The organism is Trinickia sp., from assembly GCF_051953955.1.
Classification (GTDB): Bacteria; Pseudomonadota; Gammaproteobacteria; order Burkholderiales; family Burkholderiaceae; genus Trinickia.
The window spans coordinates 23991-48759 of sequence record NZ_JBQCIF010000113.1 but is presented as its reverse complement, the minus strand read 5'-3'; the positions used below and the strand labels follow the sequence as shown (position 1 = coordinate 48759).

20 protein-coding genes are annotated in these 24769 nt (G+C 64.7%); 14 read left to right on the top strand and 6 right to left on the bottom strand.

Going from position 1 to position 24769, the window contains the following annotated elements; all coding sequences use genetic code 11:
- Positions 1-188: 188 nt before the first annotated feature.
- The 5 genes from ACTHNZ_RS20880 to ACTHNZ_RS20860 all read left to right on the top strand — a co-directional run bounded on the left by ACTHNZ_RS20880 (position 189) and on the right by ACTHNZ_RS20860 (position 6465).
- Positions 189-1223, top strand: a complete 1035-nt coding sequence (locus ACTHNZ_RS20880) for an AraC family transcriptional regulator (RefSeq protein WP_440544489.1) — start codon at positions 189-191, stop codon at positions 1221-1223.
- A 102-nt stretch (positions 1224-1325) separates the two neighbouring features.
- Positions 1326-3119 carry a sensor histidine kinase gene (locus ACTHNZ_RS20875; RefSeq protein WP_440544488.1) on the top strand — a complete coding sequence of 598 codons (1794 nt, stop codon included), beginning with the start codon at positions 1326-1328 and terminating at the stop codon, positions 3117-3119.
- 25 nt (positions 3120-3144) lie between these two features.
- Positions 3145-3603: a response regulator gene (locus ACTHNZ_RS20870; protein ID WP_440544487.1), complete on the top strand. Its 459-nt coding sequence runs from the start codon at positions 3145-3147 to the stop codon at positions 3601-3603.
- Entirely contained in the window at positions 3600-5117 is a 1518-nt protein-coding gene (locus tag ACTHNZ_RS20865; protein WP_440544486.1) for a PAS domain-containing protein, read from the top strand. Before ACTHNZ_RS20870 ends, ACTHNZ_RS20865 begins: the two co-directional genes overlap by 4 nt.
- Before the next feature lie 457 nt (positions 5118-5574).
- The gene (locus ACTHNZ_RS20860; RefSeq protein WP_440544485.1) at positions 5575-6465 is read left to right on the top strand and encodes a L,D-transpeptidase; all 891 of its coding nucleotides are present in this window, start codon (positions 5575-5577) and stop codon (positions 6463-6465) included.
- 35 nt (positions 6466-6500) lie between these two features.
- Here the strand turns inward: ACTHNZ_RS20860 and ACTHNZ_RS20855 are convergent, their stop codons facing one another.
- Positions 6501-8087, bottom strand: a complete 1587-nt coding sequence (locus tag ACTHNZ_RS20855) for an ABC1 kinase family protein (RefSeq protein WP_440544484.1) — start codon at positions 8085-8087, stop codon at positions 6501-6503.
- Between the two features lie 298 nt (positions 8088-8385).
- Here ACTHNZ_RS20855 and ACTHNZ_RS20850 point away from each other — a divergent pair, with 298 nt between their 5' ends.
- The 4 genes from ACTHNZ_RS20850 to ACTHNZ_RS20835 all read left to right on the top strand — a co-directional run bounded on the left by ACTHNZ_RS20850 (position 8386) and on the right by ACTHNZ_RS20835 (position 13715).
- The gene (locus ACTHNZ_RS20850; RefSeq protein WP_440544483.1) at positions 8386-9423 is read left to right on the top strand and encodes a rod shape-determining protein; all 1038 of its coding nucleotides are present in this window, start codon (positions 8386-8388) and stop codon (positions 9421-9423) included.
- A gap of 169 nt (positions 9424-9592) precedes the next feature.
- On the top strand, positions 9593-10462 hold the full coding sequence (locus ACTHNZ_RS20845) for an MOSC domain-containing protein (RefSeq protein WP_440544482.1): 870 nt from the start codon (positions 9593-9595) through the stop codon (positions 10460-10462).
- A 101-nt stretch (positions 10463-10563) separates the two neighbouring features.
- Positions 10564-11346: an alpha/beta fold hydrolase gene (locus tag ACTHNZ_RS20840; protein ID WP_440544531.1), complete on the top strand. Its 783-nt coding sequence runs from the start codon at positions 10564-10566 to the stop codon at positions 11344-11346.
- A 77-nt stretch (positions 11347-11423) separates the two neighbouring features.
- The gene (locus tag ACTHNZ_RS20835) at positions 11424-13715 is read left to right on the top strand and encodes an amylo-alpha-1,6-glucosidase (protein ID WP_440544481.1); all 2292 of its coding nucleotides are present in this window, start codon (positions 11424-11426) and stop codon (positions 13713-13715) included.
- A 118-nt stretch (positions 13716-13833) separates the two neighbouring features.
- Here ACTHNZ_RS20835 and ACTHNZ_RS20830 read toward each other — a convergent pair whose 3' ends face one another.
- From ACTHNZ_RS20830 to ACTHNZ_RS20820, 3 genes are all read right to left on the bottom strand, one after another.
- Positions 13834-14127 carry a hypothetical protein gene (locus tag ACTHNZ_RS20830; RefSeq protein WP_440544480.1) on the bottom strand — a complete coding sequence of 98 codons (294 nt, stop codon included), beginning with the start codon at positions 14125-14127 and terminating at the stop codon, positions 13834-13836.
- A 149-nt stretch (positions 14128-14276) separates the two neighbouring features.
- Complete coding sequence (locus ACTHNZ_RS20825; RefSeq protein WP_440544479.1) at positions 14277-15287, bottom strand: DUF2891 domain-containing protein; 1011 nt, start codon at positions 15285-15287, stop codon at positions 14277-14279.
- A 98-nt stretch (positions 15288-15385) separates the two neighbouring features.
- Positions 15386-16219: a TetR/AcrR family transcriptional regulator gene (locus tag ACTHNZ_RS20820; protein ID WP_440544478.1), complete on the bottom strand. Its 834-nt coding sequence runs from the start codon at positions 16217-16219 to the stop codon at positions 15386-15388.
- A 196-nt stretch (positions 16220-16415) separates the two neighbouring features.
- Here ACTHNZ_RS20820 and ACTHNZ_RS20815 point away from each other — a divergent pair, with 196 nt between their 5' ends.
- The 5 genes from ACTHNZ_RS20815 (at position 16416) to ACTHNZ_RS20795 (ending at position 23257) form a co-directional block, all read left to right on the top strand.
- The gene (locus tag ACTHNZ_RS20815) at positions 16416-17597 is read left to right on the top strand and encodes an isovaleryl-CoA dehydrogenase (RefSeq protein ID WP_440544477.1); all 1182 of its coding nucleotides are present in this window, start codon (positions 16416-16418) and stop codon (positions 17595-17597) included.
- Between the two features lie 63 nt (positions 17598-17660).
- The gene (locus ACTHNZ_RS20810) at positions 17661-19268 is read left to right on the top strand and encodes a carboxyl transferase domain-containing protein (protein WP_440544476.1); all 1608 of its coding nucleotides are present in this window, start codon (positions 17661-17663) and stop codon (positions 19266-19268) included.
- Between the two features lie 71 nt (positions 19269-19339).
- Complete coding sequence (locus tag ACTHNZ_RS20805; protein ID WP_440544530.1) at positions 19340-20125, top strand: enoyl-CoA hydratase/isomerase family protein; 786 nt, start codon at positions 19340-19342, stop codon at positions 20123-20125.
- Positions 20126-20193: 68 nt separating this feature from the next.
- Positions 20194-22200 carry an acetyl/propionyl/methylcrotonyl-CoA carboxylase subunit alpha gene (locus ACTHNZ_RS20800; RefSeq protein WP_440544475.1) on the top strand — a complete coding sequence of 669 codons (2007 nt, stop codon included), beginning with the start codon at positions 20194-20196 and terminating at the stop codon, positions 22198-22200.
- An 82-nt stretch (positions 22201-22282) separates the two neighbouring features.
- Positions 22283-23257, top strand: coding sequence for a cysteine synthase A (locus ACTHNZ_RS20795; protein WP_440544474.1), 975 nt, complete (start codon positions 22283-22285; stop codon positions 23255-23257).
- Between the two features lie 373 nt (positions 23258-23630).
- Here the strand turns inward: ACTHNZ_RS20795 and ACTHNZ_RS20790 are convergent, their stop codons facing one another.
- Together ACTHNZ_RS20790 and ACTHNZ_RS20785 are read right to left on the bottom strand one after the other, a co-directional pair.
- Positions 23631-24113, bottom strand: a complete 483-nt coding sequence (locus tag ACTHNZ_RS20790) for a DUF2778 domain-containing protein (protein WP_440544473.1) — start codon at positions 24111-24113, stop codon at positions 23631-23633.
- Between the two features lie 162 nt (positions 24114-24275).
- Positions 24276-24767 carry a hypothetical protein gene (locus ACTHNZ_RS20785; protein ID WP_440544472.1) on the bottom strand — a complete coding sequence of 164 codons (492 nt, stop codon included), beginning with the start codon at positions 24765-24767 and terminating at the stop codon, positions 24276-24278.
- Between the last annotated feature and the right edge of the window lie 2 nt (positions 24768-24769).

Genomic DNA, 24769 nt, shown 5'->3' with positions numbered 1-24769 from the left:
CACGCGTCGAAGTGTAGGCAGGGCCGCCGCGGCTTTCGATGCTCGCACCGCTCAATCGTCATGAGCGCATTTGCCACCGCAGCCAGGGGTGCGTCGCAGGCCCGGGCCGGCGGCCGCCGATGCGCCGGCATTCGGCATTCGGCCCGTTCGGCATTTGCCGCAGCCCTATCCCAGGCTTGGAACGATTCATGGATAAAGAAAAAGGGACCATCGCGGTCAGTCTCGTCGAGGAGGCGGTGCGCTGCGTCGAGCGCCGCGGCGTCGATCCGGTGCCGATCCTCGAGCAAGCCGGTATTTCGCCACAGCTGATCGCTTCGCCGCAGGGGCGGGTGTCCTCGGCGCAGTATGGCGCGCTGTGGAGCGCGATCGTCCGCGCGCTCGACGATGAATTCTTCGGCCAGGACTCGCACCCGATGCGCAGCGGAAGCTTCATCGCCATGTGCCAGGCGGCGCTCACCGCGCGTAACGGGGCACAGGCGATTGCGCGCGCCACGGGCTTCATGCGGCTCGTGCTCGACGACATGACCGCGGAGGTCGATGCCACCGCCGAGCGCGTGCGCCTCGTCTACCGCTTGCGCGACGGCGTGCGTGAAAAGGCGATGTTTGCCTACGCGACGCACTTCATTCTCGTCTACGGCGTGGTGTGCTGGCTCGTGGGGCGCCGCATTCCTGTCCGTGCCGCCCGCTTTCGCTGTGCGGAGCCGGCGGCGGGCCATGAGTATCGCTCGATGTTTTGCGACGATTTACGCTTTGGCGAACGCGAATCTTATGTCGAGCTCGCGCCTGCCTTCATGGCGTTACCGGTCATTCAAACGCCGAAATCGCTGAAGACCTTTTTGCGCAATGCGCCGGCGAGCTTCATCGTCAAATACCGCAATCCCGATTCGCTCGCCGCACGGGTGCGGCGGGCGCTGCGTGGCCGTCCGGTGTCGGAATGGCCCGGCGCCGACGAACTGGCCGCCGAATTGCGCATCGCCGAGGCCACGATGCGCCGCAAGCTCAAGCGCGACGGTGAGACCTATCAGTCGATCAAAGATGCGTTGCGGCGCGATTTGGCCATTGCTGCGTTGCAAAGCGGGGAGCGAACGATCGCGGACATCGCAGCCGACGTGGGATTCGCCGAACCGAGCGCGTTTCATCGCGCCTTCCGCAAATGGACCGGCGCGCGCCCGACCGATTATCGTCGCCCGTTGCCCGTCGATAGCGGAGCGTTACCGGAATGACCAAGACGATCGCGACAAAATGCGATTTGTCGTTGTGATTCATCAGTCGAATTTCCTATCTTGTAATAGAGCAACGCTGTGCACATTCGGGGTCAATAGGAAATGAAGAGCGCGGTCGAGCGGTTTGGCGTTGGGGTTCCGGGGTGGGCGTGGGTCCGCTGGGGTTGGCCGTTCATCGGCCTGCTGATGCTCATCACGGCCGGCATCGGCGCGTTCGGCACGGTGAGCCTCTATAACAGCGAAGCGGAGGTCGATCATTCGAACGTCGTCTACAAAGATCTCGAGCGCGTGCTCTCGCTGGCGCGCGATGCCGAAACGGGGCAGCGCGGGTTCATCATCACTGGGCGCGACGAATATCTCGAGCCGTATCACGAAGCCGGAGCGCAGATGGGGGCGCAACTCGACAGTTTGAAGGCGCTGCTGGCGCAGGACCCTGTCCAAGAGCAGCGGCTCGCACGCTTGCGCACGCTGCTCGAGGACAAGCGCCGCGAACTGCGTTCGGTCATCGACCTGCGCCGTGCACAGGGATTCGCAGCGGCGCAGGCGATCGTCTCGAACGATACGGGCAAGCTCTTCATGGATCGCGCCCGTGCCATCGTCGCCGAGATGGAGCGCGACGTGGCCACCCAATTGGCGGCCCGCCAGGCGGCGGCTCGGCGCACGCGCAACTTGGCGGTTGCCGTCGGGCTCGCGTCCGGACTTTTGACCGTGTTCATCTGCTTGTCGTTCGGCGCGCTCTCACGGCGCCTGCTGAGGCAGGCGGCGGAATTGACCGCCTCGATGTTCGAGCAGAAGGAGTTGCTCGAAGTGACGCTCGCGAGCATCGGCGATGGGGTGATCGCCACCGACACGGAAGGCCGCGTCACGTATTTCAACCGCGTGGCCGAGACGTTGACGGGCTGGCCTCCCGGCGAGGCGCTCGGTCATCCGGTCGACGAGATCTTGGGCTTCGAGCACAGCACGGATGGCCGCCGAGCCGAGAACCCCGCCATCATCGCGATCCGCGAGGGGCGTCCGATCGAGCATTCGGACGGCACCATGCTGATCGGTCGCGACGGCAAGCGAACGCACGTGGACGCGAACGGTGCCCCGACGTTCGATTCCGAAGGGCGGCTCGTCGGGTCCGTGCTCGTCTTGCACGACGTCACCGAGCGCGCCCGTGCCGAACGTCAATTGCGGCAGCGCACCGACGAACTCGCGCGCTCGAACCGGGACCTCGAGCAATTCGCGTATGTGGCGTCGCACGATCTGCAGGAGCCGTTGCGCGCGGTGGCCGGGCCGTTGCAACTTTTGCAGCGGCGCTACGAGGGCAAGCTCGACGATCGCGCCGACGAATTCATCGGCCATGCCGTCGATGGTGCGACGCGCATGCAGACGTTGATCGACGATCTGCTCAGCTATTCGCGCGTGGGGCGTCTCGAAGACCCGAAGCAGCCTATCTCCATCGAGCATGCGCTCGATCTCGCCTTGAAGAACTTGGCCGTCGTCCTGAACGAGACAGGGGCGCAGGTGACGCACGATCCGTTGCCGACGGTGCAGGGCATTCCGACGCAGTTGACGCTGCTCTTCCAGAATCTGATCGGCAATGCCGTCAAGTTCCGGAAAAAAGACCGCCCGGTGCACGTTCATATCGGCGCGAAGCCGCTCGGCGACGAGTGGCGGATATCTGTCGCGGACAACGGCATCGGTATTGCGGAGCAATACTTCGAACGCATCTTCGTGATCTTCCAGCGCTTGCATACGCGCCGCGAATATCCGGGCACGGGGCTCGGGCTCGCACTGTGCAAGCGCATCGTCGAGCATCACGGAGGAAGGATCTGGTTGGAGTCGAAGCCCGACGAGGGCACGACGTTCTTCTTCACCTTGCCTCGCGCGGCGGGGGCAAGCGCCGGCTAACGCATCGTTCCGAGGAGTGTTACCCATGCTACGCGATGACAGCGGTAAGCTCGTTCACATTCTGCTCGTCGAGGACAGTCCCACCGACGTCATGTTGACGAAAGAGGCGATGGTGCAATACAAGGTCCTCAATCCGCTCGACATCGTGGAGGACGGCGTCGACGCCATGGACTACCTGAAACGCCGGGGCAAGTACGCGGACAAGCCGGTCACGCGCCCCGGGCTCATCATTCTCGATCTGAACCTGCCGCGCATGAGCGGACGTGAAGTGCTCTACGAGCTCAAGCAAGACCCCGAGCTGAGCAACATTCCCGTGGTGGTGCTGACGACGTCGAAGTCGGAGGAAGACGTCGTGAAGTCGTACTGCCTTCATGCGAATTGCTACATCACGAAGCCCGTCGATTTCGCCAAGTTCATCGACGTCGTGCGCAGCATCAACGATTTCTGGTTCGGTGTCGTCACTCTGCCTCCGGTCCGCCCTTGAATACGCCGTCGTCCGTCAAAGTCTTGCTCGTCGAAGACAGCCCGACCGATGCGCTCATCATCGGCGAGGCGCTGGTCGACATCAGCGACTTCGAACACGAGCTGACGCATGCCGAGTCGCTTGCCGCGGCGTTCGCGCACGCGCAAGAGACGCGTTTCGACGTCGTCTTGCTCGACCTCGGCCTGCCGGATGGGAACGGGATCGATACGTTTCGCCGTTTCCGGCACGTCGCGCCCGATACGCCCGTGCTCGTCTTGACGGGCCTTGGCGATATCTCCGTGGGGCTCGTCGCGATTCAGGAGGGCGCGCAAGACTATCTGCTCAAGCGCGAGATCCAGGCGGCGCTGCTCAGTCGCGCGATCCGTTATGCGATCGAGCGCCATCGGGCACTCACCGCGCTCGCCGCGAGCGAGGAGCGGTTTCAGTTGGCCGTCAGCGGCGCCAGCGCGGGCCTGTGGGATTGGAATCTGCGCACCGGAGAAATGTATCTGTCGGTGCATTTTCGCGAGATCGTCGGCCATGCCGAGGACGAACTGCCGAACGAGATGCGAGCGCACTACGACATCATTCACCGCGACGACGTCGAGCGCGTCATGCTCGCATTGAGGGCGCACACCGAGAATCGGCGCCCGTACGACATCGAATATCGCGTGCGCACGCGGGCGGGGGACTACCGATGGATTCAGTCGCGCGCTCAAGCGCTCTGGGATGCGTCGGGCACCGCGTACCGGATGGTCGGATGGATCTTGGACGTCACGGATCGGCGGCGCGCGGCCGAAGCGCTGCGCGAATCGCGCGAGGAATTGCAGCGCTTGTCGGCGAACATCGAACATATCCGCGAAGAGGAGAAGACCCGCATCGCACGCGAGCTGCATGACGATCTGGGCCAATTGCTGACGGCGCTCAAAATCGATATGACGCACTTCGAGGAGAAGATCGAAAACAAGATCGATGACGCCGCCGCCGGCGGGCTGCGCGCGATCTATGGGCTCATCGATCAGCTCGTCTCTTCGGTGCGCCGGATCGCAGCCGATTTGCGGCCCGTGATGCTCGACGATCTCGGTCCGATTCCCGCCATCGATTGGTTCATTCAGGAGTTTTCGGCGCGGCATCAGATCGTCGTCAACGCCCAACTCGACATGAACGAAGTGGCGTTCAATCGCGACAGCGGCACCGAGGTGTTTCGCATGGTGCAGGAAGGATTGACGAACATCGCGCGGCATTCGGGCGCGAGCGAGGCCAACATCGAGATCGCGCGCGACGAGCCGTTCTGCGTCGTCAAGATCAGCGACAACGGCCGCGGTGCGCTACCCAACGCGCGGCGCAGCCGCAAGTCGTTCGGGTTGCTCGGCATGCGCGAGCGGGCCGCACGGCTCGGCGGCGAGATCAAGGTCGTCACCGCACCCGGGGAAGGTTTTGCACTGACCGTGAGGCTGCCGCTCGCCGTCGTCGAGTCACCCGATGTGGATGGGGCGAGCGCCGGTTCAGGCGCCGGCGCGGTCGTGAAGCATTGACGCAACACCATCGACTGGTTGTTGGTTGTTGGTTGTTGCTTAGAGTCTGGAGCTTGAGATTGGCATCCACGCACGGGATTTGCTTGACCGGTAAACAAGCACTTTCTACGGTGGGCAATGGATGAGAGGGGTAAGTCTTTCTGGTCGACGCGGCCTGTGTCGGCAGATTCATGCGTTTGGCGAGCGTCAAGTCTTCAATCGGCACTCGATTGGGTGCAAGGGTGTCACTCGAAGGAGAACCGGGGCCATCCTCGCTTGCTTGACGGTCTGCACGGCGATCGCGTGTCCGGCATCCGCGGCCTCGGCGGCATCGTCGGCATCGTCGGTATCGGGCGCATCAGAAGCATCGGCGGCTTCGCCCAAAGGCGCGTCGGCTAGGCCGGCTGCCCCGTCATCGGCTGCATCTAGTGCCGTCGACAAGAGGGCAGCCGGCGGTTCCTCCGCCTCCGCGGCATTGATGCAGGCTGCGTCCGCTGCATCGACAGCATCCTCTACCTCGGCAGCGTCGGCAGCGTCGGCAGCCTCGGCGGCCGTTGCCGATGCGGCTCAACAGGCAGTCGACTTCGCCGCGCACCTCGATCCGCGCGATGCGCTCGAGTTACGTAGCCAATTCGAAAGCGACGTCACGCGGCGCCTCGACGTTACGCCGGCCGATCAGAATGCCTATGGGCAGCGGTTGCAGGCGGCATTGTCCGAGAAAGGACTCGGTGCGCTGGCGCGGCAGTACGTCGTGCTCGTCGATCGCAATCCGAACGTCCAAGCTTTGTTCATCTATTTTCGCGGCGACTCGAAGCGAGTATGGACGCTCATCGGCGCTTCGCCGGTCTCCACCGGCTGGCCCGGCCGCTACGACCATTTCGTCACCCCCGTCGGCGTGTTCGAGCATACGCCGCAGAACATGGATTTCCGCGCCGAGGGGACATTGAACGAGAACGGTATCCGCGGCTATGGCGCGCGCGACTCGAGGATCTTCGACTTCGGTTGGACCGATGCGCAGCGAGGATGGGGCAAGGGCGGCGTTTCCTCGATGCGTTTTCAGATGCATGCGACCGATCCCGACAAGCTCGAGCCATTGCTCGGCATCCGCCACTCGAAGGGGTGTGTGCGAATTCCGGGTTCGCTGGACCGGTTTCTCGACCACTTCGGCGTGCTCGACGCCGGCTATCAGGCGATGGCCGATGCGGGTTTCTCGCTGTGGGTGCTCCACCCGGACCGGGCGGTGACGCCCTGGGCCGGCCGCTACCTGGTGGTCGTCGACTCGGGAGCCACGTCGCGGCCTTCATGGTCGCCACCGCCCCGGCCCGATGTCCGGGCGCGGGTGCCCGAGGGCGCGGACACGGCCGATTGAGCGCCGTGCCTCATGCGCCGCGCGCGAGGGAGGCGCTAGCGCGCGAGCCAAATCGCGCCCGCACCAAGCAGGACGCCTCCCACCGCGCAGGCCCACAACAGACGCCGCGTCAGGCGTTCTTCTTGGCGCAGCTCGGCGAGCCATGCGGCCGATTGGTGCCGTTCGCGCCCACCATCGTGCAGTTGCTGCAGCCGTTGCACGACGAGCGTGGGCAGGCGAGGCAGTCCTGCGAGATGCGGCAACTCGCGCGAGAGCCGTTTGACCCAGCCTCGATGGCTCAGGTCCTCGCGAGCCAGGGCTTTGAGCGTGCCTTCGACGACGCGCCAGGTATCGACGCCCGGCGCCAAATGGAGCGCGAGCGATTCCGCCCGCTCGAGCGCCTGGTGGGCGAGTGTGAGGGCGGGCGACACCGCGCCGCCGAAAGGCTCGATGGCGGTGAGCAGATGCGCCAGCAGCGCGGCCGGCGAACGCTGCTCGTTCGGTGCAGCGAAATGCGGTTCCGCGCGCGTGCGAAGCTCGGCACCGAGCATTTCGTCGCGCGTATCGGGCTCGACGTGACCGGCCTCCCGATGCATGGCCGCGAGCCGCCCGTAATCCTGCGCGAACAGTGCGCCGGCGCCGTGGATGAAGAATTCGCGTTCGGGTTCCGTCAACGTCGCCATCGTCTTGCCCTCACCGAACACGAGCCTGCCGAGCGTTGCGGGTTCGACGCTCACGCGCAGGCGCTCGGCATCGAGCGCGGCGTGAAAGAAACCGTGCGCGAATGCCTGTTCGACGACGACTTCGACGATGCGCTCGGCCAGCGCTTCGAGATCGATGCCCCGCAAGCGGAGGGTTTCCAAATCGGTGATGGCCGCCGAGTCGATGCGTTCGACGACGAGCGCGTGATCGGTGCTCAGTTCCCAAACGACGTCGGGCACGACGACGCGTTCGTCGTCGCCGAAATGCCGGCTCGTTTGCGATAAGTTGGCCGCTTCGGCGCGTAAGTCGAAGTGCCGCTGGATTTCGGCGCCAAGCGACTGGGCCATGGTGTGCAGCCCGAGTTCGCGGGCGGCCGGCACGAACCGCTCGAGCAGCCGTGCAACCCACGCCAGGACGGCGAGATCGTCGCCGATACGCTGGACTTCTTCGACGCGCAGCAGCTTGACCACGGAATCGACATAGCCGCCGTCTTCGCGTTCAGTGCGTTCGCGCATGCGCAGCCGCGCATTGTGGACTTGCTCGGCGATCCCGCTTTCCGCCGGAACGCGTTCGATCGAGGCGAATGCCGACTCGGGTGCACGCCCCATGGCTTTCGCGAGCGCGGGGATGACCTTTTCCGGCGGCAGCGGCTCGGTGAGCGCGGCCCGGGCGCGGGCCAGCAACGCGAAGACGTCGTGGACCGAACGGGCGAGCGAGTCCGGATGGGCCGACGCATGCTCCGTGAATGCGGCGAGCAGCGGCCCCAACTGCGGCAGCGCGCGATGCAGCGAGGCCTGCGCGCCGGGCGAAGCATGTAGGCGCGAGGCGAGATGCACGAACCACCGCAGCTTGTTTTTGTGCGGCGCGGCAGCCCACAGGAGCTTCGCGCCATAACGCAGCGCGCAAAACAGCAGAAGCAGCCGACGAAGCGTAGTGCGCATGAAGAGACGAATGAGTTCGAGGGAAGGGAACGCTGTAGCGAGAAGAATGCCACGCGAAGGAAGCGCATGCGCGTTCGAGCGGAAACAACGGCCATTCGGCCAGCCCGACGCGCGCTCAAGAAGGGCGGGCCCGTGCCGCAGTGCACAAGAGAAAAATACAACGAACCCCTAAAGTTGCGCGTACCGCTGCCGTAAAGGGGGCATGGCCTCACCGCGCTACCCGCAACGGACACACGAGGCGCCTCGCCCGTTGTGACGGGACGCATACCGTTGTGCTCAATCCCAGAGAGAGTCAACGATGTCGCATCATGCATTCTTCGATCGGCTGTTCCCGCAAAGCGTGGCGGTAGATCTCGGCACGGCGAACACCCTCATCTATACGCGCGGCAAGGGTATCGTACTCAACCAGCCGTCGGTGGTCTGCTTTCAGAAATCGACGGATGCCGGACGAAGCCGCGTCACGGCCGTCGGCGATCAAGCGAAGCAACTGCTCGGCCGCTCGCCCGGCAACGTCGAGACCATCCGGCCGATGCGGCACGGCGTCATTGCCAATTTCTCTGCCGCCGAACAGATGTTCTGCGAATTCGTCGAAATGGCGCGGCTGCGCTCGTTGTTCGGGCGCCGCGCCGAATTCACGATATGCGTGCCGTCCAACGCCACCGCCGTGGAACGCCGTGCGATTCGGGAAGCCGCGCTCGCGGCCGGCGCGTCGCGCGTGACGCTGATCGGCGAGTCCCTCGCCGCGGCGGTCGGCGCGGGTTTGCCGGTATCGGAGGCACGCGGCTCGATGGTCGTCGACATCGGCGGCGGTACGACGGAGGTGGGCGTCGTCTCGCTCGGCGGTGTGGCCTATCAAACGTCGGTGCGCGTCGGCGGAGACCAATTCGATGCGGCCATCATCGGCCACGTGCGCAGTGTCTACGGGGTCATCATCGGCGATCAGACGGCCGAAGTCGTCAAGAAGACGATCGGCACGGCGACGGCGAACGTGCCGCACGAGCGTATGTGCGCGGTCGGCCGCAGCTTGTCCGACGGACTGCCCAGAACGATCGAGCTGATCAATCACGACGTCGCCGAAGCGCTGGCCGTGCCGCTGAAGGCCGTCATCGCCGCCGTCAAGAACGCGCTCGAAAACGCGCCGCCCGAACTCGTCACCGACATCGCCGACACGGGCATCGTGCTGACGGGCGGAGGCGCGTTGCTCGCCCATCTCGATCAACGGCTCGCGGAGGAGACCGGGCTCGAGGTCCGAGTGGCGAAGGAGCCGCTGACCTGCGCCGTGCGCGGGGCTGGCGCGGCGGCCGGCTGCGTCGATTCCGCTTCCTTCCTTCAATAGCGCCGACGCGTAGTGCCGCCGGCCGCGCCGCGTCCCGCGGCTCGGATGCGCTCGCAGCACCGGCGCTCCGTCCAAGCACGCCGAGCAACCGTGCCGCCTTGCTACGGGCGGCGCGGCGCGGTGTTACCATCGGCGTTTGCTCATCCGCGTCACTGTGCGCCGGCCGGCCATGCCTTCCATTAGCCAACTCAACGTTTATCCCATCAAATCGTGCGGCGCGATCACGCGCGACACCGTTCGCTTGACGCCCTACGGCCTCGAGCATGACCGCAACTGGATGGTGATCGACGCGCAGGGTCGCTTCGTCACTCAACGGACGCAGCCGAGCCTCGCGCTCGTTCAGCCGGCGCTGAACGCAGACACGCTCGAAGTGCGGGCGCCGGGCATGGCGACCCTGAACTTGCCCGTCGACGCGGCCGCGCTGGACGGCGCAGCCAGGATCGATGCGACGGTTTGGGACGACATCGTGCCCGCGCTCGACGCGGGCGATGAAGCCGCGCGCTGGTTCTCGGATCTCCTCGGTGCGCAGATGCGCCTCGTGCGCTTCAGGCCTGGTTCCGAACGCACGGCGAGCCGTAAATGGACGGGTGGCGCCACGTCGCTCGTGCGGTTTGCGGACGGCTATCCGTTGCTCGTGCTCGGCGAAGCTTCGCTCGCCGATCTCAACGCACGCTTGACGGGTAGGGGCGTCGAGCCGGTTCCGATGAACCGCTTCAGGCCGAACCTCGTGCTGGCGGGGATCGACGCTTACGAAGAGGACTATGCGGACGCCATTCGCATCGCGGCAGCCGGCGGCGAAGTCGCGTTGCGCATCGTAAAGCCATGCACGCGCTGCCCGATCCCGAACATCGATCAGACGAGCGGCGCGCCCGATCCGCGCTGGCCGAACGAACCGACGGACACCATGAGCACCTACCGTTCCGACCGTCGCGTCGATGGCGCCGTCACCTTCGGGCAGAACGCGATCATCGTTGCGGGCGTCGGGCAGACGCTGGCGATCGGCCAAACCGTCGACGCCGAACTGCGCTTCGACGCATGAGCGAGGGCGATCGGATGAGCGCGGAACCTTCCGCCACGCGGCGCGCCGTGGTCATCCCACCCGATGAAGTTCGCTCGATCGATCTGCACGGCGGATTACGAATGCCCTACGTCGAGCGCGGCGCCGGCCCGCTCGTGCTGTTCGTGCACGGCTCGCTTTGCGATTACCGGTACTGGCAGCCTCAGCTAGCGGGGCTATCGGCGCGCTACCGCTGTGTCGCCGTGAGCCTGACGCACTATTGGCCTGCGGCAGGGTTACCGCGGACTTTTCCGTTCAGTTGGAGCAAACATGCGGACGAGCTCGCCGAATTCGTGGAAAAGCTGGGCGGTGGCCCCGCGCACGTCGTGGCCCATTCGCGCGGCGGTGCGGTGGCGTTTCAATTCACCGCGCGCCATCCGCAGCACGTGCAGAGCTTGACGTTGGCGGACCCCGGCGGCCCATTGTCGCCTTCGTGCCCGCCGAACGCGGTGCTGCCCGACACTGTCAATCCATTGCGAGCCAAGGCGGCCGAGCTCGTGGAGCGGGGAGAGCCGGAGGCGGGGCTGCAATTGTTCGTCGATTCCGTGAGCCGCGTCGGCTCCTGGGCGAAGAGCACGCCGGCGTTCCGTGCGATGGCGCTCGACAACGCGTCGACGTTGCCGCTGCAGTTTCAAGATCCGCTGCCTGCCTACACGCGCGAGGCCGCATGGAGCCTGCGATGTCGTACGATGTTGATCGACGGCGAGAAAAGTCCGGAACTGTTTCGGCGCAACGTGACTCTGCTCGAGGGTTGGTTGCCCGATGTCCGGCGCCATACGATACGCGGTGCATCGCACGGCATGAACCTCGCGCATCCGAGCGCGTTCAATCGCCACGTCGACGAATTCATCCGCGACGGGGAGTGAACGGCGAGGCGCGGGCACCGCGTTTGCACTGATCCCCAAGCGCTTGAGCGCCCCCTCCAACCGACCGGAGCCAGACGATGCTCGATACCGACGCACTGACCGACACTCCCGCGCAAACCGGCGCGCCGTTGCACGGCGAGCCCGACGGCGCGTTCATCGCGCCGGAGCACCCGTACATCGCACGCACGAGCCAGTATGTGCTCAAGTCGGGCGACGCCTTCGTCGTGAACGATCCGCTCGGCGACATCAACGGTGTCGACGACGGCTTGTTCGTCAACGACATGCGCATGCTGTCGCAACTGCGACTGACGTTCGGCGGGCGCGCGCCCTCGCTGCTGTCGGGCAACGTCAGCAGCGACAACGCGTCCTTTACCGCGCATTTGACGAATCGCCCGCTGCCGCCGCTCGGCGGGGAGGGCACGCCCGAAGGCGTCATTCACGTCGAACGGCTGCGCGTGCTGTGCGGCACGGTGCTCTACGAGGCCATCACGCTGACGAACTACGGGTTCAGCGATGCCGTCGTGCCGCTCTCGATTTCCTTCGCCGCCGATTTCAAGGACATGTTCGAGGTGCGGGGCCTGAAGCGGACGCAGCACGGCGCCGTCGAGCCGACTCACGTCGGGCAGGACGACGTGAGGCTGGCCTACGTCGGGCTCGATCAGGTACGCCGATGCGTGGATATCGCCTTTACGCCGACGCCGGACCATCTGTTCGCGGACCGAGCCGACTACACGGTCGAACTGTCGGCGCATGCGTGCGTGTCGATCTACTTGTCCGTCGCCGCGCATACCCATTCGACAGCGGGGGCTCGAGGCGCCGAAGCGCCCGGCGTGCAGGTCGCCCAGCCGCCGCATAGCTCGAATCCGGCCCACTTGACGCAGATCGATGCGGTGCGCCCGCGCGTCGGGCGGGCCGCCGTGCGGGCCGCGCTGGCGAACGCGCATTTGTCGATGCGCGAACGGCGCCGTGCGACCGCGCGGCTGCGGTCGAGCAACCCGCTGTTCAACGCGTGGCTCGAGCGCTCGTTCGCCGATCTGAGCCTTTTGACGACGGACTTGCCGACGGGCCCCTATCCGTATGCGGGGATTCCTTGGTTTTCGACGCCGTTCGGGCGCGACGCGGTCATCACTTCACTGCAGACGCTGTGGTTGCAGCCCTGGCTCGCACGCGGCGTGCTGCGTTTTCTGGCGGAGCACCAAGCGCTCGAAGATTCGAAGTTTCGCGATGCCGCCACGGGCAAGATCATGCACGAGATGCGTAAGAGCGAAATGGCGGCGACGGGGGAAGTGCCGTTTGCGCTCTATTACGGCGGTGTGGATACGACGCCGCTGTTCATCGTGCTCGCCGGGGCGTATGCGGCGCGCACGGGCGACTATGCGTTGATTGCCGAGTTGTGGCCGGCGCTCGAGCGGGCGGCGAAGTGGGTGGCGGGCGTTTGCGACAAGAATCTGCATGGTCTCGTCGACTATCGCTGCGAGTCCGACCGCGGGTTGGCCAACCAAGGCTGGAAGGACAGCCACGATTCGGTGTTTCACGCGGACGGACGTTTTCCCGAAGGGCCGATTGCGCTCGTCGAGGTGCAGGCGTATGCCTGCGCCGCGTTCGACACGATGGCGCAGTTCGCGACGCAGCGCGGTTTGACCGAAGACGCCGCGCGTTACGCGGCCCGTTCCACGGCGTTGCGTGAGCGCGTCGAAGCGCTGTTCTGGATGCCCGAAGCCGATTTTTACGGCATTGCACTCGATGGGCATGGCGAACTGTGTCGCGTGCTGGCATCGAACGCGGGGCACTTGCTCGCATTCGGGCTGCCTACTCGTGCGCGCGGCGAAGCGGTCGCGCGGCATCTGCAATCGACGCTCTTTCACACGGGTTGGGGCGTGCGGACATTGGCCGCGGGGCAAGCGCGCTTCAACCCGATGGCGTACCACAACGGCTCCGTCTGGCCGCACGACAACGCGCTCTGCGCGCGGGGGCTGGCGCGTTACGGCAACAAGCAGGCGGCGGTGCATTTGCTGCAGGCGCTGTTCGAAGCCGCCGTCAGCTTCGACATGCGGCTGCCCGAGCTCTTTTGCGGTTTGGGCCGCCGGCGTGGCGAACCGCCCACGGCTTACCCGGTGGCTTGCTTGCCGCAAGCATGGGCGGCGGGTGCGCCGTTCATGATGCTCGAGGCGTGCCTGGGCATGACGGTGGATGCCGAGCGCGGCGAAGTGCGGATCGATCAGCCGGCGCTGCCGGAAGGCATCGATTGGATCGAGGTCCGCAACCTGCGCGTGGGCGAGGGGACCGTCTCGATTACGTTCCGGCGCGTCGGCGAGAAGGTCGTGCCCTCGACCGACAGCGGCAACGTACGTGTCGTTGCGATGCTATAGGGGTTGCTTGACCGATAGGCAGGGTAGAACTGGCCGCACGGTTATCGCGCGCGGCCCGCTTGGGTCGATCGTTTGCAGATTTGTTCCCGGGTATGCCGGCCGGCGGCGGTGGTCTTCGTTATCGGAATTTGAACCGCTCGCCTTCTAGCTTCGACGCGCCCGCGTCGGGCGATACGGCCTTCGTCTGCCATTTCGGAATGAAATCAGGCCCGTAGATGACGGGCGTCATGCGGGCAGTCGAACTGCTGGTGCCTGCCTTGACGCGCAACATTTTGAATCCGTCTCGAGCGAGGTTGGCCGACAACAGCGGGTTGGTGGCCGGCAAGGCCGTGTCTTCGGCAGAGTGGGCGGCGAGCGGGAAGGCGCCGATCAAACATGCGACGCCGAGCGATGCAATCAGTGGATGAGACATGGCGGACCTCATCGTCGTGAATGAAAAAGCGAAAGCAAAAAGCGAAAAGCAACGGCCGTGGCAGCACTTGAAACGCAACGGCATGGTGCGCCAGCGCGCCTGAAATGTATGCAGCGTGGCTTAAAAAAAGCTTAAAACATTGCGTTGCCTCAAGCCTCCAACGCCAGCAACGCGAACGTGGCCAACCAATGCTCGCCCATATAATCGCCGGCCACATGAGCGAGGGCCGCGCCCAAATGCGTTTCGGCCGCCCCGTCGAGCAGTGCCTTGCGCGGGTCACCATCCGGCAAGGCACGCGCGAGCGAGCGCTGACACCATGCGCGGCTCAAATTCAGCCCATCGAGATGCGCGATCTTCCCATCGGCGCGATCGGTGACCGTCGCCGGCACGAACAGCGTAGCCGGCTCGCCTTGCGCAAGGCGCGGCAAGAACCGATCGAACCACTGCGTGAACTCATCGAGCGGCAGCACGCGCCGCATCAGTTCCGCTTCCATCAGCGCGGGCGACAGGAATTCGTCGCCGCTCGGTTCCCAAGCCTGGCAATCGGCATCGCGCTCGTGCCAGCGCCGGGCGGTATCCTCGATTAGCCCGCCCAACGCCGTATGGCCCGTGCCGCGAGCGAAGTCCAGCGCCAAGGCGAGCGCGAACGCCGTATTGAAATGCGTTCCCACACGCAGCGGGTAGGTCGCCTTCGGCAAGAACTCCATGAACCGCTCGACGATCACACCGGCGAGCGGCGCTAGCGTGGCAGCCCATCGATCGGCTTCCGGTGAACGCATCATGTTCAGTTGGTCAGCGAGCGCGAGCAGCCATCCCCATCCATACGGGCGTTCGAAGCCGCGGTTGTGAGGAAGGCTCAGATAAGCAAGCTCCCCGGCGACGCCGTCCTCGGTGAAATGCGCGTCGACGACGTCGCGAATCGCGCGCGCCTGAGGCATTTCGGGATACCGATCGAGCAGCCGCAACACGAGCCAATAGCCGTGCACGCACGAATGCCAGTCGTAGCTGCCGTAGAAAATCGGATGCAGCTCGCGCGGCGAGCGCACGTCTTGCGGGCCGGCGAGCGAATGCGTGAGCTTGTTCGGGTATTCGCGCGTCAGATGGGCCAACGCCAACGTAGCGAATTTGGCGGCGATCGCGGGCGTGAGACGGGTAGTCATCGGAGCGATCCGGAGGTAAAGACGACTAACGATAGCCGCGCGCTCGGCGTTCGGCAAGCGTGCTCAGGCCGGCGTCGGGCGGCCGATCGGGCGGTCGATCAGGCAGCCGGCGACTTCGTCGATCGACGCTTCGCAGGCGCTTCGGCCGGCGCGCCGTCGGCGGCGATGCCGGCCGTCGAGCGCTCGTCTCCGTCCGCTGGCGCGAGCGCTAACGATTCGTACCGCCGCATCGCATCGTTCAAGTCGTCCTTCAATTGCACGAGCGCGGCGACGGCGGGTGCCGGCGGCTGCAAGGCTGACCACAGCACGTCGACGAGATGCTCCGCCGTCGCATCGATGTCGGTGCTCCGATGCCCGAGCGTCGCATCCCACAGGACATGTTCCACCGGCCCGAAAACCATTGAGCGCATCAGTCGCAGCGGCAGATCGGCACGAATCTGCCCGGCTTGCTGCGCCTGTGCGAGCACCCGCATCAGCGGGGCGGTGTAGCGGCGTTGCAGCGCCGTCAACTCGGCACTCAGTTCGTGGTGCTTCGCGCGCCCCTCCGACAAGACCAGCGAGCACATGCCCGTTCCGTGCACGAGCATCAGCCGCAAGTGCGTGCGGACGATGAACGCGAACTGCTGCCGTGGGGTGCCGTCTCTCGGCAGGCCCGTTTCGATGGCGGCGATGATTTCGTCATACCAATCGGCGATCACGCGCGCGCAAAGCTCCCGCTTGCCGCGGAAGTAGCTGAAGACGGTTGCCTCCGATACGCCGAGCCGCTGGGCGATCTCCGCCGTCGTGGCCCGCTCGTAGCCTTTTTCGGAAAACACTTCACGCCCCGCCTGAAGGATGTCCTTCACGCGTTGCTGAGATTTGCGCCCGGCCGGCTGGCGCCTTGCGCCGCTCGCCTCGGCCTTCGCTTCTTCCTCTGTCTGAGTCGTATTCAACTTTGTCGCATCCGCTTGATTGCTGCACCGGATGTTAGCACCGCCAGCCCGTGCCGATGCGTCACGCTATGAAAATGAGCTTTCCTCAATAAAACTATTGACGCATACGTAAATGTGGCGTGAAATGCGCGGTGAACGAGCGCTCGTGCCGCTCGCAGGGTCGGACCGGCCCCAAACCGAATTCGAGGAGACGTTCATGAGCAATGTGCCTGGCTTGCAATTCGCGCTCGGCGAAGACATCGACATGCTGCGCGATGCGCTCGCCACTTTCGCCGCAAAGGAAATCGCGCCGCGTGCGGGCGAGATCGATCGCAACGATCAATTCCCGATGGACCTCTGGCGTAAGTTCGGTGAGCTCGGCGTGCTCGGCATGACCGTCTCGGAGGAGTACGGCGGCGCGAACATGGGCTATACGGCGCACATGATCGCGATGGAGGAAATTTCGCGCGCATCGGCATCCGTCGGCTTGTCGTATGGCGCGCACTCGAACCTGTGCGTGAATCAGATCCACCGCAACGGCACGCCGGAGCAGAAGGCCAAGTACCTGCCTAAGCTCGTGTCCGGAGAGCACGTCGGCGCGCTGGCGATGAGCGAGCCGAACGCCGGTTCGGACGTCGTCAGCATGAAGCTGCGCGCCGACAAGCGCGGCGATCGCTACGTCCTGAACGGCACGAAGATGTGGATCACGAACGGCCCGGATTGCGACACGCTCGTCGTTTATGCAAAGACGGACGTCGAAGCCGGCTCGCGCGGCATTACCGCCTTCATCGTCGAAAAGGGAATGAAAGGATTCTCGGTCGCGCAAAAGCTCGACAAGCTCGGCATGCGCGGCTCGCATACGGGCGAGCTCGTGTTCGAGGAGGTCGAAGTGCCCGAGGAAAACATTCTCGGCACGCTGCACGGCGGCGCGAAGGTGCTCATGAGCGGCCTCGACTACGAACGCGCCGTGCTGGCCGGCGGCCCGACCGGCATCATGCTGGCCTGCATGGATGCGGTCGTGCCGTATATCCACGATCGCAAGCAGTTCGGCCAAGCGATCGGCGAATTCCAGCTGATCCAGGGCAAGGTCGCCGATATGTATACGACGCTGCAGGCGTGCCGCGCTTATCTGTACGCGGTCGGCCGCCAGCTCGATACGCTCGGCAAGGAGCATGTGCGGCAAGTGCGCAAGGACTGCGCGGGCGTCATTCTCTATACGGCCGAGAAGGCCACCTGGATGGCCGGCGAAGCGATTCAAATCCTCGGCGGCAACGGCTACATCAATGAATACCCGGTCGGCCGCTTGTGGCGCGATGCGAAGCTCTATGAAATCGGCGCGGGCACGAGCGAAGTGCGCCGCATGCTGATCGGCCGCGAGCTGTTCGCTGAAACCGCTTAACGCCACGCCACGCAACGCTTGGACGAACCTGGACGCACGCCGCGAGACGGAGCATCGAGCCCTATGGCGATCATCGAAAGCAAGTTGAACCCGCGCTCGGACGATTTTCGAGCGAACGCCGCCGCGCTGGAAGCGGTCGTCGCCGATCTGCGCGCGAAGGTGGCCCATCTCGCGCTCGGCGGCGGGCAGGCCGCGCGCGACAAGCACGTTTCGCGCGGCAAGCTGTTGCCGCGCGAGCGCATCGCGCAACTGCTCGATCCGGGCACGCCGTTCCTCGAGCTGTCGCAGCTCGCCGCGTTCGGCATGTATCACGATGCCGCGCCGGGCGCCGGCATCATCACCGGGATCGGCCGCATCGCGGGGCAGGAATGCGTCATCGTCTGCAACGACGCAACGGTCAAGGGCGGCACCTACTATCCGATGACGGTGAAGAAGCACGTCCGGGCACAGGAGATCGCGGCCGAAAACCGGTTGCCGTGCGTCTATCTCGTCGATTCCGGCGGCGCCAATCTGCCGAATCAAGACGAGGTATTCCCCGACCGCGATCACTTCGGCCGCATCTTCTTCAATCAAGCGAATCTATCGGCCGCGGGCATCGCGCAGATCGCGGTGGTCATGGGATCGTGCACGGCCGGCGGCGCCTACGTGCCCGCCATGAGCGACGAGTCGATCATCGTCAAGAATCAAGGCACGATCTTCTTGGGTGGGCCGCCGCTCGTGAAGGCCGCGACGGGTGAGGAAGTCAGCGCGGAAGATCTCGGCGGCGGCGACGTTCATACGCGGCTGTCGGGCGTGGCCGACCATCTCGCGCAGAACGACGCACACGCGCTCGGCTTGGCGCGCGGCATCGTCCGCAAGCTCAATCGCACGAAGCAGCCGCCCGTCGCCATGCGAGAAGCCAAGCCGCCGCGCTATGACGCGCAAAGCTTGTACGGCGTGATCCCGGCCGATACCCGCAAGCCGTTCGACGTGCGTGAAGTCATCGCGCGCATCGTCGACGATTCCGAATTCGACGAATTCAAGGCGCGTTTCGGCACGACGCTCATAACGGGCTTCGCTCACATCTGGGGACACCCGGTCGGCATCGTGGCGAACAACGGCATCCTGTTCTCCGAGTCCGCCGTGAAGGGCGCCCATTTCATCGAGCTCTGCTGTCAGCGCAAGATTCCGCTCGTATTCCTGCAGAACATCACAGGCTTCATGGTCGGCCGCAAATACGAGAACGAAGGGATCGCACGCAACGGCGCGAAGATGGTGACGGCCGTGGCGACGGCGAAGGTGCCGAAGTTCACGGTCATCATCGGCGGCTCGTTCGGTGCGGGCAACTACGGCATGTGCGGCCGTGCGTATTCGCCGCGTTTCCTGTGGATGTGGCCGAACGCGCGCATCTCGGTGATGGGCGGGGAGCAGGCCGCTTCCGTGCTCGCCACGGTCAAGCGCGACGGCATCGAAGCGAAGGGCGGCACCTGGAGCGCCGACGAAGAAGAGGCGTTCAAGAAGCCGATTCGCGAGCAATACGAGCATCAAGGGCATCCGTACTATGCGAGCGCGCGGTTGTGGGACGACGGCGTCATCGACCCGGCGCAAACGCGCGACGTTCTGGGGCTCGGGCTGTCCGCGGCGATGAATGCGCCGATCGAAGATACGCGTTTCGGCGTGTTCAGAATGTAAGGCGTCGGCGTCGTATCCCGTCGCGATCGCTTGCGCGCGGCGGCAGACGCTCACGGAGAGAATCCATGTCAATGCAATACACGATGTTGGACGTTGCTTTCGCCGGGCGCGTGGCGACCGTCACGCTCGATCGCCCCGACGTGCGCAACGCCTTCAACGAGACCACGATTGCCGAGCTGACCGATGCGTTCCGCCGGCTCGATGCGCGCGACGACGTCCGCGCGATCGTCCTTGCGGCCAACGGCCCGGCGTTTTGCGCGGGGGCGGATCTGAACTGGATGAAGAAGATGGCGGCGTTCTCCGACGAGGAGAATCGCGCCGACGCCCGGCGTCTAGCCGATATGCTGTCGGCCATCTATCGCGCCTCGAAGCCCGTCGTCGCGCGCGTGTCGGGCGATGCCTACGCGGGCGGCGTGGGCTTGGTCGCTGCGAGCGACATCGTCGTTGCCGTGGACAGCGCGCGATTCTGCCTCTCGGAAGCGCGCCTTGGCCTCATCGCCGCGACGATTGCGCCCTACGTCGTGCGCGCGCTCGGCGAACGCGCTTCGCGCCGATACTTCACGACGGCCGAACCGTTCGATTGCGCGACGGCGCAGCGGCTCGGGCTCGTTCACGAAGCGGTCCCGGCCGACGCGCTCGACGGCGCCGTGCAGAAAATCACGGCCGCATTGTGCGCCAACGGCCCGCATGCCGTGCGCGAATCGAAGCGTCTCGTGCAGGACGTCGCTGGCCGAGTGCTCGACGCAGCGTTGATCGACGACACCGCTCAACGCATCGCACGGATTCGCGCGAGCGACGAAGGGCGCGAAGGCGTGGCCTCGTTCCTCGAAAAGCGCGCGCCCGCGTGGCGCGACTGACCGCAATCAACCGCAACCGACGTCAGCAACCGATCGTTACCGATAGCCGCTTCATTGCGAGACCATCCATGTTCAACAAGATTCTGATTGCGAACCGCGGCGAGATCGCTTGCCGGGTCGCGGCAACCTGCAAGCGGCTCGGGATTGCGAGCGTCGCGGTGTACTCCGATGCCGACGCCAACGCCAAGCATGTCGCGGCTTGCGACGAAGCCGTGCATATCGGCGGGGCGGCGGCGAGCGAGAGCTATCTGCGCATCGAACGCATCATCGAGGCGGCCGTGCGCACGGGCGCGCAGGCCGTGCACCCAGGCTACGGATTTCTGTCGGAGAACGAAGCGTTTGCGCAGGCGTGCGAGGCGGCAGGGCTCGTATTCATCGGGCCGCCGGTTTCGGCCATTGCCGCGATGGGGTCGAAGGCTGCCGCAAAAGCGCTCATGCAGGCCGCGGCCGTGCCGCTCGTGCCGGGCTACCACGGCGACGATCAGGAGCCTGAACTATTGCAGCGCGAAGCCGATGCAATCGGCTATCCGGTGCTACTGAAGGCGAGCGCGGGCGGCGGCGGCAAAGGCATGCGCGTCGTCGAAAAGAGCGCCGACTTCGCGCAAGCGCTGGCCTCGTGCAAGCGCGAGGCCGCGAGCAGCTTCGGCAACGATCGCGTGCTGATCGAAAAGTATTTGACGCGTCCGCGTCACGTTGAAGTCCAGGTGTTCGCCGATCGGCACGGCGGGGCGGTGTATCTGTTCGATCGCGATTGCTCGGTCCAGCGCCGCCATCAAAAGGTGCTCGAAGAGGCGCCGGCACCGGGGCTTTCCGACGAAGTGCGCCGCTCGATGGGCGAAGCGGCCGTTGCAGCCGCGCGTGCGGTCTCGTATGTCGGGGCCGGCACCGTCGAATTCATCATGACCGACAGCGCGTTCTACTTCATGGAAATGAACACGCGGCTGCAGGTCGAGCATCCGGTGACGGAAATGATCACGGGGCAGGACCTCGTCGAATGGCAGTTGCGCGTCGCCGCGGGTGAGCCGTTGCCGCTGCGGCAGGACCAATTGCGTATCGATGGCCATGCGATCGAAGCACGCGTCTATGCCGAGAATCCGGCTCGCGGCTTTTTGCCGTCGACGGGTACGCTCAAGTATCTGCGCATGCCGGCCGCCGTCGAATTCGAGATCGGCGCGCCCACGCGCGCTCCGGTGCGGATCGACAGCGGCGTGCGCGAGGGCGATACGATCACGCCGTTCTACGATCCGATGATCGCGAAGCTCATCGTGCACGGTGCCGATCGCGAGGAAGCGCTCGCTCGGCTGAGCCGTGCGCTGCAAGCGTGCGAAGCGGTCGGTCCGCAAACGAACGTGGCGTTCCTGCAGCGCATCGTGGAAAGCCAGCCGTTTGCAACGGCCGACTTGGACACGGGCCTTATCGAACGCCATCACGACGCGCTGTTCGCGCCCATCGACAAGCCTTTCAAGGAAGCGGTGGGGCTCGCTTGCGCGGCGTTGCTGACACGCGAGGGTGGCATGGCCCATGGTGCATCGCCGTGGGACGCGCTATCGCATTGGCGGTTGAACGGCACCTATCGGCAAACGATCGAATGGCGTGATCCGGAGAACGATCGCGCGTTCAAGGTCACGTATGCGCGTGAGGGCGATCTGCGCACGCTCGAGCGCGACGGCGCGAGCGAAACGTTCGATTGGTGGCGCGGCAGCGAGCCGCATACGTTCGGCGCGCGTATTGGCGACGCACGGGTGACGGGGCGCGTGTTCGTCGATGGCGATGTGTTTCACGTTTTCTGTCAAGGTTCGGCACTGGCTTTCGAATGGCAGAACTTGCTGGCGCATGCGGCCGATGCCGAGCATGGCGAAGGACGGCTGACGGCGCCGATGCCCGGGAAAGTCATCGCCGTTCTCGTGAAGCCGGGCGCCATCGTGGAGAAGGGCGCGCCGCTGATCGTCATGGAAGCGATGAAGATGGAGCATACGATCGGAGCGCCGGCGGCCGGGAAAGTCGCGGACGTGCTGTACGGAGTGGGCGATCAGGTGGCCGATGGCGCCCAGTTGCTCGTCATGGAAGCGCAGTAAGTCGTAAGCGCCACATCCCCATGCGCCGCCGCGTGACCTATCCTGGAAGCGTTTGCATCCTCTCTTCGATGAGGAGGGCATCATGCCTCGATGCGATGGCTTCGTCGGTGCGGTCGGCGGCACGCCGCTCATTCGTCTCGCGCGTTTGAGCGCCGAAACGGGGTGCGAGATATTCGGCAAGGCCGAATTCATGAACCCCGGCGGCTCGGTCAAAGATCGTGCCGCGCTCTACATCATCCGCGATGCCGAGCGCCGCGGCGCACTGAGGCCTGGCGGGACCGTCGTGGAAGGCACCGCTGGCAACACGGGCATCGGCCTCGCACACATCTGCGCGGCACGCGGCTATCGCTGCGTGATCGTCATTCCGGAAACGCAATCGCAGGAGAAAATGGACTTGCTGCGCGTGCTGGGGGCCGAAGTGCGCGCTGTGCCGGCCAAGCCTTATAAGGATCCCGACAATTATCAGAAGATCGCGGGCCGGCTTGCGGCACAGACGGATAACGCTATTTGGGCGAACCAGTTCGACAACGTCGTCAATCGCCAAGCGCATTACGAAACGACAGGCCCGGAAATTTGGCGCGATACCGACGGAAAGGTCGACGCTTTTGTCTGTGCAACCGGTACCGGCGGAACGCTTGCGGGTGTCTCGCGTTATCTAAAGGAGCGCAGCGGAGCGATCAAGATCATATTGGCCGATCCGCACGGCAGCGGCTTGTACAGCTTCGTGAAGACGGGCGAAATCAAGGCCGAGGGCAACTCGATCACGGAGGGGATCGGTTCGAGTCGCGTGACGGCCAATCTAGAGGGAACCGTCATCGACGATGCCGTTCGCATCGATGACCAAACCTGCGTGACGATGGTTTATCGGTTGCTGCGAGAGGAAGGGTTGTACGTCGGCGGTTCGACGGGCATCAATGTCGCAGCGGCCGTGCAGGTTGCACGCGAGATGGGGCCGGGGCATACGATCGTGACGTTGCTCTGTGATCGCGGCAGTCTGTATTTCGCGCGGTTGTTCAATCGTGCTTGGTTGGCGGAGCGGGGGCTCACGCCGGGGTAGACACTATGCGGATCTATCGTCGTTGCGAGATAGCGCGGCTGGGGCGCTAGTATTGTGCAGATGCGCGAGGCCCAAGCCGACGGAGACGGTAGCGTCGCGTCGCGACTAGGGGGCATCTATCCGCGATTTCGGGTCAACGCGCGAGCTCCCAGGACTGCAAGGATAGACGGCAACGAGCAAAGCCCGAAAACGACGACGAGCATGATGTTTTCATCGTCTTCCGGCCCAATGGCCCCGAGCCGATGAGCAAGTGGTGCGAAGAACCGCACGCCATTCGTACTGTTGATCCACATCGAGAATGCGTCGGACGCGTAGACCAGTCGACACAATGCAGTGGATAGGATGAAGACGAGAAGCAGCTTCACAACCGTGCTCATAGAACCTCCACGACGCCGTAGCAGCGGATGTGGGTGCCTGGAATGTACGCTAGTTCTCGACTGCGCAGATATGCGCTCAATCGAGCGAACGCGGGGGAGCTTACAAGCGTAATGCATCCCTTGCTGATCCTGCCGCGACCGATGGGGTGCAACCGAAAATTGCCGCGCCTAACTCCATCGATGTACGTTTCGTCGTCGATTCGGCCGTCGATTCGATACAGCGCAAACCATTGGTCACGGCCGGTTCCGGACGCAAATCGTGTTCCTAGGTTCCACAGCCATCCAAGCCGGCCTCCGCTTTCCCTGTCAACGATATAGTACCTTCCGGTGGGCAACGGTCCGGAATCAACGTTTGTGATGGCTTCCGGCGAGTTCACTCGCTCCGCGTTGCCGGAAAAAGCGACGAATGAACGTCCGTCGCAGATCAGCGTGGAAAATCGCTCGCCGTTCAATCTATATGTGCATGACGCGAGTGGCATATCGGCTTCCTTTATTGGATCCGACAATATATTCAGTGCATGCCACGCCACGCTTAAGTCGGCGAGATTTTCAGACGAGAAGAAGTCTTCGACGCGAGGCCGCCGATTCGAATGTGGCATCGACTGCCCCGCATGGAAACTTGCCGATGCGGCCAAACGATCTCACTGCAGCGTCCCCCAGCGTTCGACTGCCGGTTCGGCCGACGCCCATTTCCAAGCCGCGCCTTGCTGGCAGGCGCTCGCCGTGAACCAATCGACCTTCGCATCGGGTTTGTCTCCATCGACCACGGAGAACGCGAACTCCTTGCAGCTCGCTAATGCCGTATCAAACGAGCGGATCACGCGCACTTCCCCGTGCCCGTTCTCGATCGGCAGCGCATGCTTGACCCGCCATGGTTTCGACGCACCGACCGGCATCGTTCCGACGAGCGCCGCGATCGCATCTTGTTGATCGCGATGCATGTCTTTCATGTAGCGGTTCACGGCTTCGTCGGTCGCGGCTTGCACCGCGATGCCGACACCGATTCCCACCGCCGGGTTCGCGGTGACGGCGCCCGTGGCAACCCCCGCGACCGCGCCGCTCGCCGCGCCGATAGAAGCGCAGCCGCTCATCGCCGCGCTCGCGCCCGCGCAGGCGAGCGCAACCAGTACCATGC

What these genes read in the sequence shown, in the direction of transcription:
- ACTHNZ_RS20880 (WP_440544489.1), top strand. Translation starts at nt 189, where the DNA reads ATGGATAAAGAAAAAGGGACCATCGCGGTCAGTCTCGTCGAGGAGGCG.
- ACTHNZ_RS20875 (WP_440544488.1), top strand. Translation starts at nt 1,326, where the DNA reads ATGAAGAGCGCGGTCGAGCGGTTTGGCGTTGGGGTTCCGGGGTGGGCG.
- ACTHNZ_RS20870 (WP_440544487.1), top strand. Translation starts at nt 3,145, where the DNA reads ATGCTACGCGATGACAGCGGTAAGCTCGTTCACATTCTGCTCGTCGAG.
- ACTHNZ_RS20860 (WP_440544485.1), top strand. Translation starts at nt 5,575, where the DNA reads ATGCAGGCTGCGTCCGCTGCATCGACAGCATCCTCTACCTCGGCAGCG.
- ACTHNZ_RS20855 (WP_440544484.1), bottom strand. Translation starts at nt 8,087, where the DNA reads ATGCGCACTACGCTTCGTCGGCTGCTTCTGCTGTTTTGCGCGCTGCGT.
- ACTHNZ_RS20850 (WP_440544483.1), top strand. Translation starts at nt 8,386, where the DNA reads ATGTCGCATCATGCATTCTTCGATCGGCTGTTCCCGCAAAGCGTGGCG.
- ACTHNZ_RS20845 (WP_440544482.1), top strand. Translation starts at nt 9,593, where the DNA reads ATGCCTTCCATTAGCCAACTCAACGTTTATCCCATCAAATCGTGCGGC.
- ACTHNZ_RS20840 (WP_440544531.1), top strand. Translation starts at nt 10,564, where the DNA reads ATGCCCTACGTCGAGCGCGGCGCCGGCCCGCTCGTGCTGTTCGTGCAC.
- ACTHNZ_RS20835 (WP_440544481.1), top strand. Translation starts at nt 11,424, where the DNA reads ATGCTCGATACCGACGCACTGACCGACACTCCCGCGCAAACCGGCGCG.
- ACTHNZ_RS20830 (WP_440544480.1), bottom strand. Translation starts at nt 14,127, where the DNA reads ATGTCTCATCCACTGATTGCATCGCTCGGCGTCGCATGTTTGATCGGC.
- ACTHNZ_RS20825 (WP_440544479.1), bottom strand. Translation starts at nt 15,287, where the DNA reads ATGACTACCCGTCTCACGCCCGCGATCGCCGCCAAATTCGCTACGTTG.
- ACTHNZ_RS20815 (WP_440544477.1), top strand. Translation starts at nt 16,416, where the DNA reads ATGAGCAATGTGCCTGGCTTGCAATTCGCGCTCGGCGAAGACATCGAC.
- ACTHNZ_RS20810 (WP_440544476.1), top strand. Translation starts at nt 17,661, where the DNA reads ATGGCGATCATCGAAAGCAAGTTGAACCCGCGCTCGGACGATTTTCGA.
- ACTHNZ_RS20805 (WP_440544530.1), top strand. Translation starts at nt 19,340, where the DNA reads ATGCAATACACGATGTTGGACGTTGCTTTCGCCGGGCGCGTGGCGACC.
- ACTHNZ_RS20800 (WP_440544475.1), top strand. Translation starts at nt 20,194, where the DNA reads ATGTTCAACAAGATTCTGATTGCGAACCGCGGCGAGATCGCTTGCCGG.
- ACTHNZ_RS20795 (WP_440544474.1), top strand. Translation starts at nt 22,283, where the DNA reads ATGCCTCGATGCGATGGCTTCGTCGGTGCGGTCGGCGGCACGCCGCTC.
- ACTHNZ_RS20790 (WP_440544473.1), bottom strand. Translation starts at nt 24,113, where the DNA reads ATGCCACTCGCGTCATGCACATATAGATTGAACGGCGAGCGATTTTCC.
- ACTHNZ_RS20785 (WP_440544472.1), bottom strand. Translation starts at nt 24,767, where the DNA reads ATGGTACTGGTTGCGCTCGCCTGCGCGGGCGCGAGCGCGGCGATGAGC.